Annotated in this window: 17 protein-coding genes; 9 read left to right on the forward strand and 8 right to left on the reverse strand. The window is 61.5% G+C overall.

Annotated features, from left to right (window positions below; genetic code table 11):
- Window positions 1-73: 73 nt before the first annotated feature.
- A complete protein-coding gene (locus HFD97_RS11410; RefSeq protein ID WP_009092432.1) occupies window positions 74-295 on the forward strand; it encodes an MbtH family protein in 222 nt (73 codons plus the stop codon).
- Window positions 288-4,208 (forward strand): enterobactin synthase subunit F, encoded by a 3,921-nt coding sequence (locus tag HFD97_RS11415; RefSeq protein ID WP_167431938.1) that lies wholly within the window; start codon window positions 288-290, stop codon window positions 4,206-4,208. Before HFD97_RS11410 ends, HFD97_RS11415 begins: the two co-directional genes overlap by 8 nt.
- A gap of 28 nt (window positions 4,209-4,236) precedes the next feature.
- On the opposite strand, the gene HFD97_RS11420 is transcribed toward HFD97_RS11415, so the two are convergent.
- The 4 genes from HFD97_RS11420 to fepB all read right to left on the reverse strand — a co-directional run bounded on the left by HFD97_RS11420 (window position 4,237) and on the right by fepB (window position 8,053).
- Window positions 4,237-5,028, reverse strand: coding sequence for an ATP-binding cassette domain-containing protein (locus HFD97_RS11420; protein ID WP_167431937.1), 792 nt, complete (start codon window positions 5,026-5,028; stop codon window positions 4,237-4,239).
- A complete protein-coding gene (gene fepG / locus HFD97_RS11425) occupies window positions 5,025-6,005 on the reverse strand; it encodes an iron-enterobactin ABC transporter permease (protein ID WP_167431936.1) in 981 nt (326 codons plus the stop codon). The genes HFD97_RS11420 and fepG overlap by 4 nt, the downstream gene beginning before the upstream one ends.
- A complete protein-coding gene (gene fepD / locus HFD97_RS11430; protein ID WP_154928596.1) occupies window positions 6,005-6,991 on the reverse strand; it encodes a Fe(3+)-siderophore ABC transporter permease in 987 nt (328 codons plus the stop codon). Before fepD ends, fepG begins: the two co-directional genes overlap by 1 nt.
- Window positions 6,992-7,078: 87 nt before the next feature.
- Window positions 7,079-8,053, reverse strand: coding sequence for a Fe2+-enterobactin ABC transporter substrate-binding protein (gene fepB, locus HFD97_RS11435; RefSeq protein WP_167431935.1), 975 nt, complete (start codon window positions 8,051-8,053; stop codon window positions 7,079-7,081).
- Window positions 8,054-8,230: 177 nt separating this feature from the next.
- Between fepB and HFD97_RS11440 the strand changes: the two genes are divergently transcribed.
- The 5 genes from HFD97_RS11440 to HFD97_RS11460 are packed head-to-tail and all read left to right on the forward strand — an operon-like array spanning window position 8,231 to window position 13,089.
- Window positions 8,231-9,409 carry an isochorismate synthase gene (locus HFD97_RS11440; protein WP_167431934.1) on the forward strand — a complete coding sequence of 393 codons (1,179 nt, stop codon included), beginning with the start codon at window positions 8,231-8,233 and terminating at the stop codon, window positions 9,407-9,409.
- A 10-nt stretch (window positions 9,410-9,419) separates the two neighbouring features.
- Complete coding sequence (locus tag HFD97_RS11445) at window positions 9,420-11,030, forward strand: (2,3-dihydroxybenzoyl)adenylate synthase (protein WP_167431933.1); 1,611 nt, start codon at window positions 9,420-9,422, stop codon at window positions 11,028-11,030.
- A gap of 24 nt (window positions 11,031-11,054) precedes the next feature.
- Window positions 11,055-11,909, forward strand: coding sequence for an isochorismatase family protein (locus HFD97_RS11450; protein ID WP_046101079.1), 855 nt, complete (start codon window positions 11,055-11,057; stop codon window positions 11,907-11,909).
- Window positions 11,906-12,664, forward strand: coding sequence for a 2,3-dihydro-2,3-dihydroxybenzoate dehydrogenase (gene dhbA, locus HFD97_RS11455; RefSeq protein WP_167431932.1), 759 nt, complete (start codon window positions 11,906-11,908; stop codon window positions 12,662-12,664). The genes HFD97_RS11450 and dhbA overlap by 4 nt, the downstream gene beginning before the upstream one ends.
- 2 nt (window positions 12,665-12,666) lie before the next feature.
- A complete protein-coding gene (locus HFD97_RS11460) occupies window positions 12,667-13,089 on the forward strand; it encodes a hotdog fold thioesterase (RefSeq protein WP_046101077.1) in 423 nt (140 codons plus the stop codon).
- Between the two features lie 63 nt (window positions 13,090-13,152).
- On the opposite strand, the gene cgtA is transcribed toward HFD97_RS11460, so the two are convergent.
- The 3 genes from cgtA to rplU all read right to left on the reverse strand — a co-directional run bounded on the left by cgtA (window position 13,153) and on the right by rplU (window position 15,152).
- Entirely contained in the window at window positions 13,153-14,325 is a 1,173-nt protein-coding gene (gene cgtA / locus HFD97_RS11465) for an Obg family GTPase CgtA (RefSeq protein WP_009092447.1), read from the reverse strand.
- Between the two features lie 242 nt (window positions 14,326-14,567).
- A complete protein-coding gene (gene rpmA / locus HFD97_RS11470; protein ID WP_009092448.1) occupies window positions 14,568-14,825 on the reverse strand; it encodes a 50S ribosomal protein L27 in 258 nt (85 codons plus the stop codon).
- 15 nt (window positions 14,826-14,840) lie between these two features.
- Entirely contained in the window at window positions 14,841-15,152 is a 312-nt protein-coding gene (rplU, locus tag HFD97_RS11475) for a 50S ribosomal protein L21 (RefSeq protein WP_008925416.1), read from the reverse strand.
- A gap of 257 nt (window positions 15,153-15,409) precedes the next feature.
- On the opposite strand from rplU, the gene ispB reads away from it, so the two are divergent.
- Together ispB and HFD97_RS11485 are read left to right on the forward strand one after the other, a co-directional pair.
- Window positions 15,410-16,381, forward strand: coding sequence for an octaprenyl diphosphate synthase (gene ispB, locus HFD97_RS11480; protein ID WP_009092450.1), 972 nt, complete (start codon window positions 15,410-15,412; stop codon window positions 16,379-16,381).
- 231 nt (window positions 16,382-16,612) lie between these two features.
- Window positions 16,613-16,897: a helix-turn-helix transcriptional regulator gene (locus HFD97_RS11485; protein WP_033736431.1), complete on the forward strand. Its 285-nt coding sequence runs from the start codon at window positions 16,613-16,615 to the stop codon at window positions 16,895-16,897.
- A 62-nt stretch (window positions 16,898-16,959) separates the two neighbouring features.
- On the opposite strand, the gene murA is transcribed toward HFD97_RS11485, so the two are convergent.
- The gene (murA, locus tag HFD97_RS11490; RefSeq protein WP_009092454.1) at window positions 16,960-18,219 is read right to left on the reverse strand and encodes a UDP-N-acetylglucosamine 1-carboxyvinyltransferase; all 1,260 of its coding nucleotides are present in this window, start codon (window positions 18,217-18,219) and stop codon (window positions 16,960-16,962) included.
- Between the last annotated feature and the right edge of the window lie 59 nt (window positions 18,220-18,278).

Consider the following 18,278-nt stretch of genomic DNA (forward strand, 5'->3'; position numbering starts at 1 on the left):
GCCCGCCACTGCAGGGTGCCACGGGCAGAATCGGGGCGTCAGCGCGCTCCGCGATGGTGGTCAGGAGACTGATATGCAACAACCTCACCCTTTTGACGACCCGCAGCAGGCGTGTCTGGTACTGAAGAACGATCGGCAGCAATACAGCTTATGGCCCACCTTTTGTGCGATCCCGGCCGGGTGGCAGCCGGTATGGGGCCCCGCGCCACAGGCACACTGCCTGACGTGGCTGAATGAACACTGGCACGATATCCGCCCCGTCACCGCAGAAGCCAGCCGGAGCGATCATGTCTGAACGCTCTCTGACACCACAGAAAACGCTGCCGCTGGTAGCTGCCCAGCCCGGTATCTGGATCGCTGACCAGCTCTCGCCCTACAGCAATGCCTACGCCGTGGCACATTTTGTGGAACTGCGGGGCGCACTGGACAGCGCGCTGCTCTCCCGCGCTATCGTGGCGGGTATGCAGGAAGCGGACACCCTGAACATGGCCTTTGGCGAGCGGGACGGCGAACCGCTGCAGTGGCCTGTCGCGCAGCATTTCCGCTTACCCGAGGTGATCGATCTGCGCGCCGCCGCCGATCCGCACGCCGCCGCGCGGGCGCGGATGCAGGAGGATTTGTCGGGCGATCTGCGGGTGTTGAGCGGTGCGCCGCTCTGCCATCACAGCCTGCTGCGACTGGGTGAGGAGCAGTGGTACTGGTATCAGCGCTACCATCATCTGGTGGTGGATGGTTTCAGCTTTACCGCCCTGACCCGCCGTATCGCCGATCTCTACAGCGCCTGGCAGCGCGGCGACACGCCGACGCCGACGCCGTTTGTGCCGTTCAGCGAGGTGGTTGAGGAGTATCAGCGCTATCAGCAATCGGCAGCCTGGCAGCGCGACCGCCAGTTCTGGCTGGAGAAAGGCGCAGCGTTACCTGCCCCCGCCTCCCTCTCCCCGCTGCCGCTGGCCGGTCAGCACGCCAGCACGGATCTGCGGCGTCACAGCATCACGGTGGATCGAAGCGCCTTTCAGAAGCTGCTTGAGCACACCGGCCAGCAGAACCTCAGCGCGGCAGATACGGCCGTGGCGCTGGTGGCGCTGTGGCTGGCGCGTCTGACCGGTCAGAACGATTTTGCCGCCGGTTTCATCTTTATGCGCCGCATCGGCTCGGCGGCGCTCTGCGCCACCGGTCCGGTGATCAATGTGCTGCCCCTGGCAGTGCATTACGATCCGGCCCAGCCGCTGGCAGCTCTGGCGGCCCGGCTGGCGGGTGAAGTCAGAAAAATGCGTCGTCATCAGCGCTATGACGCAGAGCAGGTGCAGCGCGATCTGGGTCGTCACGGCGACAGCGATCCGCTTTACGGGCCGGTGATTAACCTGAAGATGTTCGACTACCAGCTCGATTTCGCCGGTACAGCCGGCATCACCCATCAGCTGGCGTCCGGCCCGGTTCGCGATCTGGAGATGGCTATCTATCTGAACGATCAGGGCGATCTGACGCTGGCGCTGCTGGCTAACGCACAGCGCTACAGTGACGCCCTGGTGCAGCAGCATGCGCGCCGTTTTGATCGGCTGCTCTCCCAGCTCGCCAGCCAGCCCGCGCGTGCCTGTGGCGAGCTGGACATGCTGATGCCGGACGAGCACCGGCAGCTGGCGGCGATCAATCAGACCGCCGTGACGCTTCCCCCGGCCACGCTGAGCAGCCTGCTGCTGCAGCAGGCTGAACGAACGCCGCAGGCACCGGCGCTGATCGATGCGTCGCATCAGCTCAGCTATCAACAGATGCAGCAGCAGGTCGCCGCGCTGGGACAGCAGCTGATCGCCCGGGGTGTGGCGCGCGGGGATATTGTCGCCGTGGCGCTGCCGCGCTCCGTGTTTTTATCGCTGGCGCTACAGGCGATCGTCAGCGTGGGGGCCACCTGGCTGCCGCTCGACACCGGGTATCCCGACGACCGATTAAAGATGATGCTGGCAGACGCCACGCCGAAAGCGCTGATCACCCGCCGTGAACTGGCTGACCGGCTGGCGGCGCTCTCGCCGGTCACACCGCTGTTTTACGACACGCTGTTAACCCCCGCTGAGGCGATGCCGTCGCAGGTGCCCTCCCCGCAGGATGGCGCGTACCTCATCTACACCTCCGGCTCAACCGGGCGGCCAAAGGGCGTGCTCGTCAGTCACGCCGCGATCGTCAACCGCCTGTTATGGATGCAGGATCGCTATCCGCTGGGTCAGGAGGATGTGGTGTTACAGAAGACGCCGGGCAGCTTTGATGTCTCCGTCTGGGAGTTCTTCTGGCCCCTGATCGCCGGTGCGCAGCTGGTGATGGCGCCGCCCGATGCGCACCGCGACCCGGAGGCGCTGAGGCAGCTGTTTGCACGCTACCGCGTGACCACCACCCACTTTGTTCCGTCGATGCTGGCCGCCTTTGTCGCTGCGCTGCAGGAGGCGGCGGCGGCAGCCTGCTGCGCCACCCTGCGTCGGGTCTTCTGCAGCGGTGAAGCACTGCCCGCCGCGCTGTCGCGTCAGTGGCAGACGCTGACCGGGGTGCCGCTGCATAACCTCTATGGCCCGACCGAAGCGGCGGTGGATGTCAGCTACTATCCGGCCTCCGGCGCAGAGCTGGCCGCCGTTGAAGGCGCCAGCGTACCGATTGGCTTCCCGGTCTGGAACACCGGCCTGCGGATCCTGGATGCCCATCTGCAGCCGGTGCCGCCGGGCATTGCCGGCGATCTCTGGCTGACCGGCGTCCAGCTGGCGCACGGCTATCTGGATCGTCCCGACCTCACGGCCAGCCGCTTTGTGGCCGATCCCTGGGGTGACGGCACCCGGATGTACCGCACCGGCGACGTGGCACGCTGGCTGCCGGATGGCGCAGTGGAGTATCTGGGCCGCAGTGACGATCAGCTTAAAATTCGCGGACAGCGCATTGAGCTGAATGAGATCGATCTGGCGATGGCCGCCCTGCCGGGCATCGAGCAGGCGGTGACGCACGCGGCCGTGCTGGGCGGTGGCGGCGATCAGCAGGGTGATGCCCGGCAGCTGGTCGGTTATGTCGTCGCCGATGAGACGATTGACGCGGACGCCCTGCGCCAGCGGCTGGCCACCCGGCTGCCCGCACACATGGTGCCGGTGGCGATTGTTCAGCTGGCGAGCCTGCCGCTCAGCAGCAACGGCAAGCTCGATCGTAAAGCCCTGCCGCTGCCACAGACCCAGGCCAGAATCGCCGGGCGCGCGCCCTGCCCTGGACTGGAAAGCACGCTGGCTCAGGCGTTTGCTTCGCTGCTGGAGCGCGAGTCGGTCAGCGCACAGGATGACTTTTTCTTGCTGGGAGGGCATTCGCTGCTGGCGATGCGGCTGGCGGCGCAGCTGCGCCGGACGCTGGATCAGCCGGTGTCGGTGGGGCAGATTATGGTGGCCCCTACGGTGGAACAGCTGGCGGCTCTGCTCAGCGGCCCCTCTGCCGGGGCGACCCGCGCCGGGTTTGAGACGGTATTGCCGCTGCGGCGCAGCACGGGCCCGACGCTGTTCTGTTTCCATCCCGCCTCCGGTTTTGCCTGGCAGTTCAGCGCATTAACGCGTTATCTGGACCCGCGCTGGTCGCTGCTGGGCATTCAGTCACCCGACCTCACCAGCCCGCTCAGCCAGGCGCAGCATCTTGATGCGGTGTGTGATGCTCATCTGGCGACGGTGCGACAGCAGCAGCCTCAGGGGCCTTACTATTTCCTGGGCTACTCGCTGGGCGGCACGCTGGCACAGGGGATTGCCGCGCGGCTGGAAGCGGAAGGCGAAACCGTTGCCTTCCTCGGGCTGCTCGACACCTGGCCGCCGGAAACGCAAAACTGGGATGCACGGCGCGGCGAGAACGTGCTGGATCCGGCGGTGCTGGAGGAGGTTAACCGCGAGCGCGAGCAGTTTATCGCGACGCAGCGTCAGCAGGCGGGTGAAGGTATGGAGGCGCTGTTCACCACCATTGAGAGCAATTACGCCCGTTCCGTGCGGCTGCTGGCCACGGCGCGCAGTGCCCGTTTCAGCGGACAGGCGACACTGTTTCTGGCGCAACAGACGCAGCAGCCCGGTCAGGATGCACGTCGCGCCTGGGCACCTTACCTCGGCGGTGTGACGATCTGGCCGCTGGACTGTGCCCATGTTGAGATCGTCTCACCCCGCCTGTTTGAACAGATCGGTCCCCGCCTGCAGCAGATACTGGCGTCGCTGAATCCGTAGCCGCCTTCTCCTGCGGAGAGGGTGCCGGTCAGCCTCTTCCGCACGGCACAATCATCGGGGTGCCGGCTACCGGATCGCGGATGATGACGCAGCGCAGGCCGTAGATCGCTTCAATCAGCGCTGGCGTCACAATCTCCGCCGGTTTCCCTTCAGCGATGATTTTTCCGTCACGCATCGCAATCAGGTGGCTGGCGTAACGGCACGCCTGATTAAGATCGTGCAGCACCACCACCAGCGTGCGGCCATGCTGCTGATTGAGGTCCTGCATCAGCTCCAGCAGCTCAATCTGATGCGTAATATCCAGCCAGGTGGTGGGTTCATCGAGCAGCAGTAAGGGAGTTTCCTGCGCCAGCACCATCGCGATCCAGACCCGCTGCCGCTGACCGCCAGAGAGCGTATCCACCGGCTGGGCGGCCAGATCGGCCACCCCGGTGGCCTGCATCGCCTGCTGCACCGCCGCCTCATCTTCCTGTCGCCAGCGTCCGAACAGCGTCTGGTGCGGATAACGTCCGCGTGCCACCAGTTCACTGACGCTGATGCCCGCGGGCGCACTGGAACTTTGCGGCAGCAGCCCCAGCCGCCGCGCCACCTCTTTGGTGGCATACCGGGCGATCGTCTGACCATCCAGCAGCACCTCGCCCTGCAGCGGCGTCACCAGCCGGCTCAGGGTGCGCAGCAGCGTCGATTTTCCGCAGGCGTTAGGCCCGATGATGACGGTCAGTTCACCGTCGGGGATCGCGACCGAGAGATGCTCCGCCACGATCTTTTTGTCGTAACCCAGCGTCAGCGCCTTACCCTGCAAACGTGTTTTCTCTGTCACTGGCGTCGCGCCTCCCGTATCAGCAGAGCAATCAGATAGAGTCCGCCCAGGCTGACGGTGATGACACCGACCGGCAGCTGATAAGGCAGGAAAAGATGCTGTGCGGCGTAGTCTGCGGCGATTAACAGCAGCGCACCGCACAGCGCAGCCAGCGGCAGTGCGCCTTTGACGCCTCCGCAGAGACGGCGTGCAATCTGCGGCGCCAGCAGCGCAATAAAAGAGAGAGGCCCGGCCAGCGCGGTTGAGGCCGCAGTCAGGATCACGCCTGTCAGCATCAGCATGACGCGGCTGCGTTCCACCGGGACCCCTAAGGCGCAGGCGGTGTCATCGCCCATCTCCAGCAGACGCATGCTCCGGGCCAGCATTCCCGTCGCCAGCAGCGCCAGCAGCAGCACAACCGTCACGGGAAGTGTCTTCGCCCAGGTGATGCCGTTAAGTGAACCGGCGCTCCAGAGCCCGGCGCTCAGTGCCGCCTCCAGGGAGGCGCTGATAATCAGCCAGCTGTTGAGCGCCATCAGCAGCGCCCGCACGCTGATGCCGACGATAATCAGACGAAAGGTCTCCACGCCGTTGCGCCAGCTGAACAGCCAGACCACCGCCGCTGTAAGCAGCCCACCCGCCAGTGCGGCCAGCGTCAGGCCCGCCATGTTTTGCTGAAACAGCACCAGCGCGACCAGCACCCCGCTGTATGCCCCGGTGTTGAAACCGAGAATATCGGGGCTGCCCAGCGGGTTACGCAGCAGTGACTGAAAAATCGCGCCACTGACGCCCAGCGCGGCCCCCAGCAGCAGCGCCATCGTGACGCGCGGCAGCCGCCACTCCAGCACAATCAGCTGAACATTGCGCGCCGCCTCCCCGCTGAAGAGCGTCCACAACTGCTGCGCCGAGAGGGAGGGGGTGCCGCGTGTCAGCCCCATAAACGCCAGGATGCCGCAGGCCACCAGCAGTAAAAGCGCATTGATTATGATGCGTTTCATTACAGCCCTCTTCCCGGCCGGCGGCGAACCAGCACAATCAGCATCGGCGCACCGAGAATGGCGGTCACAATCGACACGCGCAGCTCGCCCGGCACCAGCAGCCGTCCCAGGATGTCGGCGGCCAGCAGCAGGCAGGGGGTCATCACAAGGGTTCCCGGCAGCAGCCAGCGATGGTCGTTGCCCAGCAGCCAGCGTGCCAGGTGTGGCGTCATTAAGCCGACAAAGGCGATGGGGCCGACGGCGGCCGTCGCCGCGCCGCTCAGCAGCGCAATCGCCAGCAGGCCCGTCAGCTGCGTTCGCACCACGCGGGTGCCCAGTGCGGTCGCCATATCACCGCCCATGCTCAGGCTGTTCAGTGAACGTGCCAGCAACAGTGCCAGCACGCTGCCGACAGCGACGGCCGGCAAGGTGGCGCGCAGAATGGCGAAACTGCGGATATCCAGCGAGCCGCTGTGCCAGAAACGCAGGTGATCGTAGATATCAGGGTTGAGCAGCGACAGCCCGGACGTTAATCCCTCCAGCACCGCACCCAGCGCAACCCCCGCCAGGGTCAGGCGCACCGGACTGACCCGACCGCCGCCCACGGCGCCAGTCAGCGCCACCAGCAGAGAGGCCAGCAGTGCACCGGCAAAGGCGAAGCCCAGCCAGTCAGCCGGGGAGTCTGCGCCGGTCAGGGCGATCCCCAGTACGACCGCAAAACCCGCACCGGCGTTAACCCCCAGAATGCCGGGATCGGCCAGAGGATTTCGCGTCAGGCTCTGCATCAGCGCCCCCGCCAGCCCCAGGCTGCATCCGGCCAGCACCCCCGCCAGCGTGCGCGGCAGCCGGGCGTCACGCACGATGACACAATCGACGCGGGTGCAGTCGGTGAACAGGGCCTGAGTGACCTCATGGAGGGGAATGGATTTGGCGCCCAGCATCAGACTGAGCGCGAAAAGTAGCAACAGCAGCATCCCTGAACCTGCTATTGCGCGACATTGACGCATAACGTTTAAGCCTTTACCAGAAGAGTCACAGAGAAGCCCATGCGATTAAGCGACCGATAAGCTCATTTCTGCAGGTTATCCCGTCTCTCAGACGCCACGACCGTTAACAAACAGCGTCTCCAGCCGCGTCAGCAGATTGCTGGCGCTGTAGTAGTCGAGGCGGAAGCTATCCAGCCCCAGTGCATAGACCGCCCTGCTTTTTACTGCCGGGGTCTGCGCCAGGAAAGGGTTGCTCATCACCTGTGCAGTGGTGTTATCGTCGGCGGCAAACAGCAGGTAAGTCTGACCATTCAGGCCCGCCGCCAGATTTTCACCTGACAGCTGAAGAATATCTTTGCGCGTTCCCATACTGTGCCCGGCGTGAAGGCTGGCGGGCGGCGTCGCCAGCATGAAGCCCAGCTGCTGCAGTAACCTGGCCTGCGCTGACGCTGCCGTCCACAGGTTCACGGCCCGCCCGTCGCCGTTCCAGACCATCGCGGAAACCGGCTGCGGCGGCAGCGTCAGCTTCGCCTTCAGCGCCTTTTCGCGTGCCTCAAAAGCGTTTATCCGTGCGGCCGCTTCCGCCTCATGCCCCGTCGCCTTGCCCAGCAGCGTCACCAGCTGCTGCCAGCTTTTATCGTCATAATTGACCACCAGCACCGGCGCAATTGCCGCAAGCTGATCGACCAGTCTGATGGCTGAATCGTTGCCGGTGGCGCTGACCACAATCAGATCCGGCGCTTCGGCAGCAATCGCTTCTGCACGGGGTTCGCCAATGTAGAGACGCTTCACGCCGCGCTGTTTCGCCACCGCGCCCCACTGCCGGAAATAGCCCTGCTCATCCGCCAGGCGACTGCCGGGGGCGGTGGCCCCGCTGGCGACCACCGGCGCATTAATGGCCAGCAGCGATCCGGTCAGGGTCACGCTGGTTGAGACGATTCGGGTCGGTGCCTGCGTCAGGGTAAGATCGCCACTGGCCCCGGTAATGGTGCGCGGCCAGCCCGTCCCGGCCACCGCGCTGACACTGAGCAGGCTGCTCAGAAAAAACAGCACGATCGCTCTGCTAACCCTCTGTTTATTCATACGTTCTTTTCCACACTCGTTCAGATAAGGTCGGCGGCTGTTTATGCTGATCTGACCCGGAGCAGCAGCCGAAGCGCCGCATATGGATTGACAGATCCAGCCAATCCACGTAGCTTAACGCCTAATAATACAAATGATAATCATTATTAGTTATCTTATCATTTACGGGTGAAAAGTATGGCCGAATCACGCGCATTTGAACATCCCCTGTTGCACGATTTTGCGGCACTCTGCCAGGGTTTCCTGTTTACCTCGCCCTGGCAAAGCCTCACCACACAGGGCTGCTTTACAACGCTGACCACGCCAGTCAGACAGGGTGAACAGCTGACAGGGGATTTTCAGCAGCAGCTTCAGCACCACTTTACCTCGGCCAGAAAGCAGGGCATTGCGCACCCCATCGTGGCAGGTGCCATCCCCTTTGACGTGGCGCAGCCCGCCGCGCTGTTTATCCCGGAGTCCTGGCAGCGCTTTAACCGTGACGATCTGATCGCCCGGGCCTCACTGGCAGACGCCGATCTGCCCATGATTCGTCGCCGTACGGCGTTGCCGGATCAGGCGCGCTTTACCGACATGGTGGCGCAGGCAGTTGCCGCCACGCGCCGGGGCGACCTGGAGAAAGTGGTGCTGTCGCGGCTGATGGAGATCGTGGCTGAACAGCCGGTTGATACGGCTGCTCTGATGCAGCGCATCGTGGTGCAGAATCCCGGCAGCTATCACTTTCATCTGCCCCTGCCCGGCGGCGGCGCGCTGGTGGGAGCCAGCCCGGAACTACTGATTCGAAAACAGGGTCGCCTGTTCAGCTCCTGTCCCCTGGCCGGCTCGGCCGCACGCAGCCGCGATCCGCAACGCGATCGGGCCTCCGGCGACAGCCTGATGCAGTCGGCGAAGGATCGACATGAACATCAGCTGGTGACAGATGCGATGCGCGCCACCCTGCAGCCGCGCAGCCGATTGCTGTCGGTGCCTGAAACACCCTCTCTGCTGACCACGGCCACCCTCTGGCATCTCGCCACGCAGATCCGTGGCGAAGTGCTGGACGAGCGCGAAAATGCACTCTCCCTCGCCTGCCTGCTGCATCCGACACCGGCACTCAGCGGCTTTCCGCATCAGCGTGCGCAGGCCCTGATCCAGCGCCTTGAGCCGTTTGAGCGTCAGCTGTTTGGCGGCATCGTCGGCTGGTGTGACGATCGGGGCAATGGCGAATGGGTCGTCACCATTCGCTGCGGCACGGTGAAGGGGGCGCGGGTAAGGCTGTTTGCCGGTGCGGGCATCGTGACGGACTCACAACCTGAAGCAGAGTGGCGTGAAACCGGCGTCAAACTCGACACCCTGCTTCGCGCTTTTGGATTGCAATAAAGGAACCTGCATGACGATCTCCTACAGCCGCTGGCCGGACGACCTGGCCACCCGTTACCGTGAAAAAGGCTACTGGCTCGACCTGCCGATGACCGACATACTGGATCGCCACCGCGACAACGATAGCGTGGCGGTGATTGAGGATGACAGGCGGTTGACCTACCGCCAGCTGGCGGCACTGAGTGACAACCTGGCGGCGGCGTTACAGCGGCGTGGCCTGAAACGGGGTGATACGGCGCTGGTGCAGCTGGGCAACGTGGCCGAATTTTACCTGACGCTGTTTGCCCTGTTTAAACTCGGTGTGGCGCCGGTGAATGCCCTGTTCAGCCATCAGCGCACCGAACTGACCGCCTACGCCAGCCAGATTTCGCCCCGCCTGGTGATTGCTGACCGCACGCATCCGCTGTTTGCCGATGACGCTTTTACTGCGCAGCTCCGCCACGATCACCCTTCACTGCAGCAGGTGATCCTGCGCCATGCCTCACCGCCGGAACAGAGCCTTGAAGCGCTGCTGGCCGAACCGGCCGGTGCGTTTATGGCCACGCCGACCGCGGGCGACGAGGTAGCCTTTTTCCAGCTCTCTGGCGGCAGTACCGGCACGCCAAAACTGATTCCGCGCACCCACAACGATTACTACTACAGCATCCGTGAAAGTGACACGATCTGTGGCGTCACTGCCGATACCCGCTATCTCATCGCCCTGCCCGCCGCCCACAACTTCCCGCTGAGTTCGCCGGGCGCGCTGGGCGTCTTTTACGCAGGGGGACAGGTTATTTTGGCCGCCGATCCCAGTGCGACAGCCTGCTTTCCCCTGATTGAAAAACATCAGGTGACCGATACCGGCCTGGTTCCGCCTGCCGCCAGCCTCTGGCTGCTGGCACTTCAGGAATCGGACAGCAAGGCGGCACTGCCCTCCCTGCAGCGCATGCAGGTGGGGGGCGCTAAGCTGGGCGAAACGCTGGCTGCACGCATACAGCATGAGATCGGCTGCACCCTGCAGCAGGTCTTTGGCATGGCCGAAGGACTGGTGAACTACACCCGGCTGGATGATGATCCGCAGACCATCCTCACCACACAGGGACGCCCGATCTCCCCGGATGATGAGGTCTGGGTTGCCGACGAGCAGGGTCATCCTCTGCCCGTGGGGGCCACCGGTCGTCTGATGACGCGCGGCCCCTACACCTTTCGCGGCTACTACAACAGTCCGGAACATAACGCCGCCAGTTTCGACGAACGGGGCTTTTACTGTTCCGGTGACCTGGTTGAGATCACCCCTGACGGCAACCTTATCGTGCAGGGTCGGGAGAAAGATCAGATCAACCGGGGTGGCGAGAAGATCGCCGCGGAAGAGATCGAAAACCTGCTGCAGCAACACGCCGATGTGATCCACGCGGCACTGGTCTCCATGAGCGATCCGCTGCTGGGTGAAAAAAGCTGCGCGTTTATCGTCACCCGTCAGCCGGTAAAACCGGCGGCGCTGCGGCGCCACCTGCGTGAACTGGGCGTCGCAGAATTTAAGCTTCCCGACCGCATTACCTGCGTAGATGCCCTGCCACTGACCCCGGTCGGCAAGGTCGATAAAAAACGTCTGCGCCAGCATCTTGCCGATCAACACGCGTAAGCCCGATCTGTCCGGAGAATTTTTATGACTATTCCACAACTGACCTCTTATCCACTGCCCGCCGCCACCGAGTTGCCGAATAACCGGGTTAAATGGGCGCTGGAGCCGGGCCGGGCCGCCCTGCTCATCCACGATATGCAGCGCTATTTTCTCAGCTTCTGGGGAGAGAACAGCCCGCTGATTGAGCAGGTCGTCGGCAATATTGCCCGCCTGCGTCGCTACTGCAAAGCGCAGGGTATTCCGGTGTTTTACACCGCCCAGCCGACGGCGCAGAGCGATGCGGATCGCGCCCTGCTCAACGATATGTGGGGACCGGGCCTGAATAAGCATCCCGACCAGCAGAGGATCGTGGCGGCGCTGGCCCCCGACGAGGACGACCAGGTGCTGACCAAGTGGCGCTACAGCGCCTTTCATCGTTCCCCGCTGGAGGCGATCCTGAAGGAGATGGGCCGCGATCAGCTGATTATCACGGGCGTCTATGCCCATATCGGCTGCCTGACCACCGCCACGGATGCCTTTATGCGTGATATTCAGCCGTTTATGGTGGCCGATGCGCTGGCTGATTTCAGCCGCGAGGAGCATATGATGGCGCTGACTTACACCGCCGGCCGCAGCGGAAAAGTGGTGATGACGGCTGATATGATGCCGGTCCCTCTCAGCAAAGCGGATCTGCGCGCGCTCGTCCTGCCGCTGCTGGAGGATGATGAGGTGCCGGAGGACGATGAAAACCTGATCGATTATGGTCTGGATTCGGTGCGCGTCATGGCGCTGGCGGCACGCTGGCGTCAGGTTCACCGGGATATCGACTTTGTTACGCTGGCGAAAAATCCGAGCATCGATGGCTGGTGGGCACTGCTGTCGCGGGAGCTCACTCAATGAGCCACACCTTCGACTTCAGCGGTCGCGTTGTCTGGGTAACCGGAGCCGGTCAGGGCATTGGTTATCAGAGTGCGCTGGCCTTTCATCGGGCAGGCGCGCGGGTGGAAGCCTTTGACCTGCAGTTTGCGCGGCAGGATTATCCGTTTCGCTGTCATCGCCTGGATGTGGCCGATCCGGATCAGGTAGAAACGATCTGTCAGCACGTGCTGGCAACGCAACCGCGCATTGATGTGCTGGTCAACGCGGCGGGCATTTTGCGCGTCGGCGCCACCGATGCGCTCTCCTTCGCTGACTGGCAGGCGTGCCTGAACGTCAACGCGGGCGGCGCCTTTAACCTGTTTCAGCAGACGCTGCCGCGCTTTCGCCAGCAGCGCGCCGGGGCCATCGTCACCGTGGCGTCTAATGCGGCGCACGCGCCGCGAATTGGCATGTCGGCCTACGGCGCATCGAAAGCGGCACTGCGCAGCCTCTGTCTGACCGTGGGGCTGGAAATGGCCCCTTTTGGCGTTCGCTGTAACATCGTTTCACCCGGCTCCACCGACACCGCCATGCAGCGCAGCCTGTGGCAGACCCCCGGCGGCGAGCAGGAAATGATCGCCGGTTTTCCGGATCAGTTTAAGCTGGGGATCCCGCTGGGCAAGATCGCGCAGCCGCAGGAAATTGCGGCCACCGTGCTGTTTCTCGCATCAGACCTGGCCAGCCATGTGACCCTGCAGGATATCGTGGTCGACGGCGGCGCAACTCTGGGAGCCTGAAAATGTCCGCGATCTGGAAACGATCCTTCGACCTTCCCGCCCTGAATGCACTGGGCGAGCAGTCGCTGGTCGCCCATCTCGGGATCGTCTTTACCGTGATAGGCGAGGATTACCTGGAAGCGACGATGCCGGTGGATGCGCGCACGCACCAGCCATTTGGCCTGCTGCATGGCGGGGCCTCCGTGGTACTGGCGGAGTCGATGGGCTCAATGGCCGGGTATATGGCGGTGGAAGAAGGCAGCAGCGTGGTGGGTGTCGAAGTCAATGCCAGCCATCTGCGTGCGGTGTCAGCCGGGACAGTGCGGGGGATCTGTCGCCCCCTGCATCTGGGCAGACGCAGTCAGAGCTGGCAGATCGAGATCCGTAACGGCCGGGATCAGTTGTGCTGCAGTGCGCGACTCAGCGTGGCGGTGATGAGCAGCTGAAAAAAAGCCCCCCTTTCGGTCGGAAAGAGGGGCTTTGCCGGTCAGCCTGTGGCTGCGTCGTGGTTAGCGCTGATAGATAATTTCGACGCCTTCGTCGTCTTCATCATCCCAGTCGTCATCCCACTCTTCATCTTCCACTTCTGTCGCATTTTCAAGGGTTTCTTTGTGGTAATCGTCCCACATGAACTCCACTTTCTCCGGCTGCTTCTCTTCAAGCTCGGCTTCTTTCGGGTTGGCGTTGATGAAGCTCATCACATCCCAGCAGAGTTCGTTGACGCCGGTACGGCTGGCGGCAGAGATCAGGTAATACTTATCTTCCCAGCCCAGCGCCTCAGCGACCGCTTTGGCACGTGCCTGCGCTTCTTCTTCACCGATCAGGTCCACTTTGTTGAAGACCAGCCAGCGTGGTTTGTTGAACAGCTTCTCGCTGTACTTTTCCAGTTCGCCAAGAATGATGCGGGCATTTTCAACCGGATCGCTTTCATCGATCGGATCGATGTCGATCAGGTGCAGCAACACGCGGCAGCGCTCCAGGTGCTTCAGGAAGCGGATCCCGAGACCGGCACCCTCAGCGGCGCCTTCAATCAGGCCCGGAATATCGGCCACGACAAAGCTCTGCTCGCTGTCCATACGTACCACGCCCAGGCTTGGCACCAAGGTGGTAAACGGATAGTCCGCCACTTTTGGCTTGGCGGCTGACACGGCGCGAATAAAGGTGGATTTACCGGCATTCGGTAAGCCCAGCATGCCGACGTCCGCCAGCAGCATCAGCTCAAGCTGCAGGTCGCGCTTCTCACCCGGAGTTCCCATGGTTTTCTGGCGCGGGCTGCGGTTTACTGACGATTTAAAACGGGTGTTGCCCAGGCCATGCCAGCCGCCTTTGCCGACCATCAGTTTCTGGCCGTGACGCGTCATGTCGCCTAAGGTCTCGCCGGTTCCCTGGTCGATAACCCGGGTGCCGACCGGAACTTTGATTTCGATATCTTTACCGCGTTTACCGGTACAGTCGCGGCTCTGGCCATTCTGCCCGCGTTCAGCGCGGAACGATTTCTCGAAACGATAATCGATAAGGGTATTGAGGTTTTCATCGGCGATCAGATAAACGTCGCCGCCGTCACCGCCATCACCCCCGTCAGGGCCGCCTTTCGGGATATATTTTTCGCGGCGGAAGCTGACGCATCCATTACCGCCATCACCCGCGACGACCAGAATTGTCGCTTCATCAACAAACTTCATTTTCAATCTCCGTCACACAATCGCCTGCAGCACTCTGCAGACGGGTCCGCCAGGGTCTTCTGCGCTGACCAGCGGCGGATAAATCAGGACTGGCTGTCGCCAGTGTGTACATAAAGTGTACAGCAAACTTCAGTGAGGCGTCGCTTTTACCGCGACAGAGCGCAGAATGTAAAAAGCCCCGCAGGAGCTGCGGGGCCTTTAATTCGTGCGTTCAGACGATAAACGTCTGCGTCACGACAACCTTACTCAGCAACGATGCTGATGTATTTACGGTTGTTCGGACCTTTAACTTCGAATTTTACTTTGCCGTCTGCGGTAGCGAACAGGGTGTGGTCACGACCACAACCTACGTTGCTGCCTGCGTGGAATTTGGTGCCACGCTGACGAACGATGATGCTACCTGCCAGAACAGATTCACCACCAAAACGCTTAACACCCAGACGTTTTGCATTGGAGTCACGACCATTTCGAGTCGAACCACCAGCCTTTTTATGTGCCATTTGTCAGATCTCCTCTTACGCCGTGATACCAGTGATTTTCACATCAGTGAACCACTGGCGATGGCCAGCCTGCTTACGGTAGTGCTTACGACGACGAAACTTAACGATCTTAATTTTCTCGCCACGACCGTGAGCAACAACTTCTGCCTTGATCATACCGCCTGAAACCAGTGGCGCGCCGATTTTCACGTCTTCGCCATTAGCAATCATCAGAACCTGGTCAAACTCGATGGTTTCACCGGTTGCGATGTCCAGCTTTTCCAGGCGAACGGTCTGACCTTCGCTTACTCGGTGTTGTTTACCACCACTTTGGAAAACCGCGTACATATAAAACTCCGCTTCTGCGCTTGCCTTTTAGTTCATCAGGCGGCGCGCTAAATATTCACAATAGGGCGCGAATTCTACGCAAAACTCCAGAAGAAGACAAGAGCACTTTGCACACTCTTGCAGAAAAAAAACACAGGCTGAATGCAACCGTTTCTCAGGCTGAAAATTCAAGTACAATCAGTAACAGATTACCTGAACGCTGGCTGGGTAAAAGCACTTACCATGGCAGAGATAACGAGTCATAGCTGAAAAGACGAATGAACTTAGAACAGATCAACGAATTAACCGCACAGGATATGGCTGCCGTTAACCAGACCATCCTCGACCAGCTGAATTCAGATGTCTCGCTCATCAACCAGTTGGGCTACTACATCATCAGTGGTGGGGGTAAGCGTATCCGTCCCATGATTGCCGTGCTCTCCGCACGCGCCATGGGCTACAAGGGCGACCTGCACGTGACCAATGCGGCGCTGATCGAATTTATCCACACCGCCACGCTGCTGCATGACGATGTCGTGGATGAATCCGATATGCGTCGTGGCAAAGCGACCGCGAACGCGGCGTTTGGCAATGCGGCAAGCGTGCTGGTCGGGGATTTTATTTACACCCGCGCCTTCCAGATGATGACCAGCATGGGGTCGCTGCGTATCCTGGCGCTGATGTCAGAAGCGGTCAACGTGATAGCCGAGGGCGAAGTCCTGCAGCTGATGAACGTGAACGATCCTGACATCACCGAAGAGAGCTACATGCGCGTGATTTACAGCAAGACCGCGCGCCTGTTTGAAGCCGCGTCGCAGGCTTCTGCGATCCTGGCTGACGCCACGCCGGAAGAGGAGAAAGCGCTGCAGGATTATGGACGCTATCTGGGCACGGCTTTCCAGTTAATCGACGATTTGCTGGATTACAGTGCGGACGGAGAGACGCTGGGTAAAAACACCGGCGACGACCTGAGCGAAGGGAAACCGACGCTGCCGCTGCTGCATGCAATGCAGAACGGCTCACCTGAGCAGGCGAAGATGATCCGCGAAGCCATTGAGCAGGGTAATGGCCGCCATCTGCTGGAACCGGTACTGGAAGCGATGCACCAGTGCGGCTCGCTGGAGTGGACCCGCACCCGCGCCGAACAGGAAGCGGACAAGGCGATTGCCGCTCTGCGTATTCTGCCTGAATCACCCTGGCGCAGTGCGCTGGAGTCGCTGGCGCATATGTCGGTTCAGCGCGATTTCTGATTCCCTACGGAGCCTCCCCGGCTCCGTTTCTCCTCCCCGCTCTCACTTCTTTATGTTCGCTCATTGCTGTTGCATGCCTTTTGCGGGCTGTCACACAGACCCGACGCTGACGCCAAATATTACTGGAAATTAATGGAAACTATTTGCTATAAAAAACGCTTACTTTCCAGATAACAGTAAAAAGGTAAGCCAACGTCCCGGTGGACGACACAAAGACAAGGAGAACGGGTTATGCAAAAAAGGATGGAAGACTGGCACCCGGCTGACATTATCGCAGCCCTGCACAAACGCGGTACGACGCTGGCCGCACTGTCACGCTCGGCCGGCCTCAGCTCATCAACACTCGCGAATGCGCTGACGCGCCCGTGGCCAAAAGGCGAATGGCTGATCGCTGAGGCGATCGAGGTGCATCCCAGCGAGATCTGGCCCAGCCGCTACTACGATCCTGACACGCACCGCCTGCTGGATCGCAAAAAACGTATCCGGATCCCCGCCGATCTTTCCGGCACGCCCTGAGATCGACAGGCGAAAAAAAACCAGCCCCGCAAAGGGCTGGTTCTTTCAGCGCATACCTGAGATTACTCTTCGCTGACGCGCTCGATATTCGCACCCATCGCTTTCAGCTTATCTTCGATATGCTCATAGCCACGATCGATGTGATAAATGCGATCGACGAATGTCGTGCCTTCCGCGATACAGCCAGCCAGAACCAGGCTGGCAGAAGCGCGCAAATCGGTCGCCATCACCTGCGCACCGGACAGGGTTTCCACCCCGTGACAGATCGCGGTGTTGCTCTCGATCTCCGCATGGCCGCCCATACGAATCAGTTCCGGGATGTGCATGAAACGGTTTTCGAAAATGGTTTCGGTAATCACGCCGGTGCCTTCCGCCACCATATTCAGCAGGGTGAACTGCGCCTGCATATCGGTCGGGAAACCCGGGTGTGGCGCGGTGCGCACATTAACCGCTTTAGGGCGTTTGCCGTGCATATCGAGACTGATCCAGTCTTCGCCGGTTTCGATATCGGCACCGGCGTCACGCAGCTTAGAGAGAACCGCATCCATCGTATCGGGCTGAGCCTTGTGGCACATCACTTTGCCGCCTGAAATGGCGGCTGCCACCAGGAAGGTGCCGGCTTCGATGCGGTCCGGCAGAACGCGGTAAACACCGCCGCCCAGACGCTCGACGCCTTCGATGGTGATCTTGTCGGTGCCTGCGCCGCTGATGCGGGCACCCAGCGTATTAAGGAAGTTGGCGGTATCGACAATTTCCGGCTCCCGCGCCGCATTCTCAATCACGGTGGTGCCGGTCGCAAGGGTTGCCGCACTCATGATAGTGACGGTTGCGCCGACGCTGATCTTGTCCATGACAATCAGCGCGCCCTTCAGGCGGCCGTTGACAGATGCCTTGACGTAGCCCTCTTCCAGCTTAATCTCGGCACCCAGCTGTTCCAGGCCGGTGATATGCAGGTCAACCGGACGCGCACCAATCGCGCAGCCGCCCGGCAGCGAAACCTGACCCTGACCAAAACGCGCCACCAGCGGGCCCAGCGCCCAGATGGAGGCGCGCATGGTTTTCACCAGATCGTAAGGCGCACAAAATACATCGACCGCGCTGGCATCGACATGCACAGAACCGTTGCGCTCCACCTTCGCTCCCAGCTGGCTCAGCAGCTTCATGGTGGTATCAATGTCGCGCAGCTTTGGCACATTCTGGATCTCTACCGGCTCTTCAGCCAGCAGGGCAGCAAACAGAATAGGTAGCGCGGCGTTCTTCGCCCCGGAAATGGTTACTTCACCACTTAAGCGGGTGGGGCCTTGCACACGAAATTTGTCCATTAACACGGCTCTCAATTAACTAGCTAAAGATGGGACTCGCTTACCACGAGTGCACCACG

Origin of the sequence: Pantoea sp. EKM103V, assembly GCF_011800365.1 — a bacterium.
Lineage (GTDB): Bacteria > Pseudomonadota > Gammaproteobacteria > Enterobacterales > Enterobacteriaceae > Pantoea > Pantoea anthophila.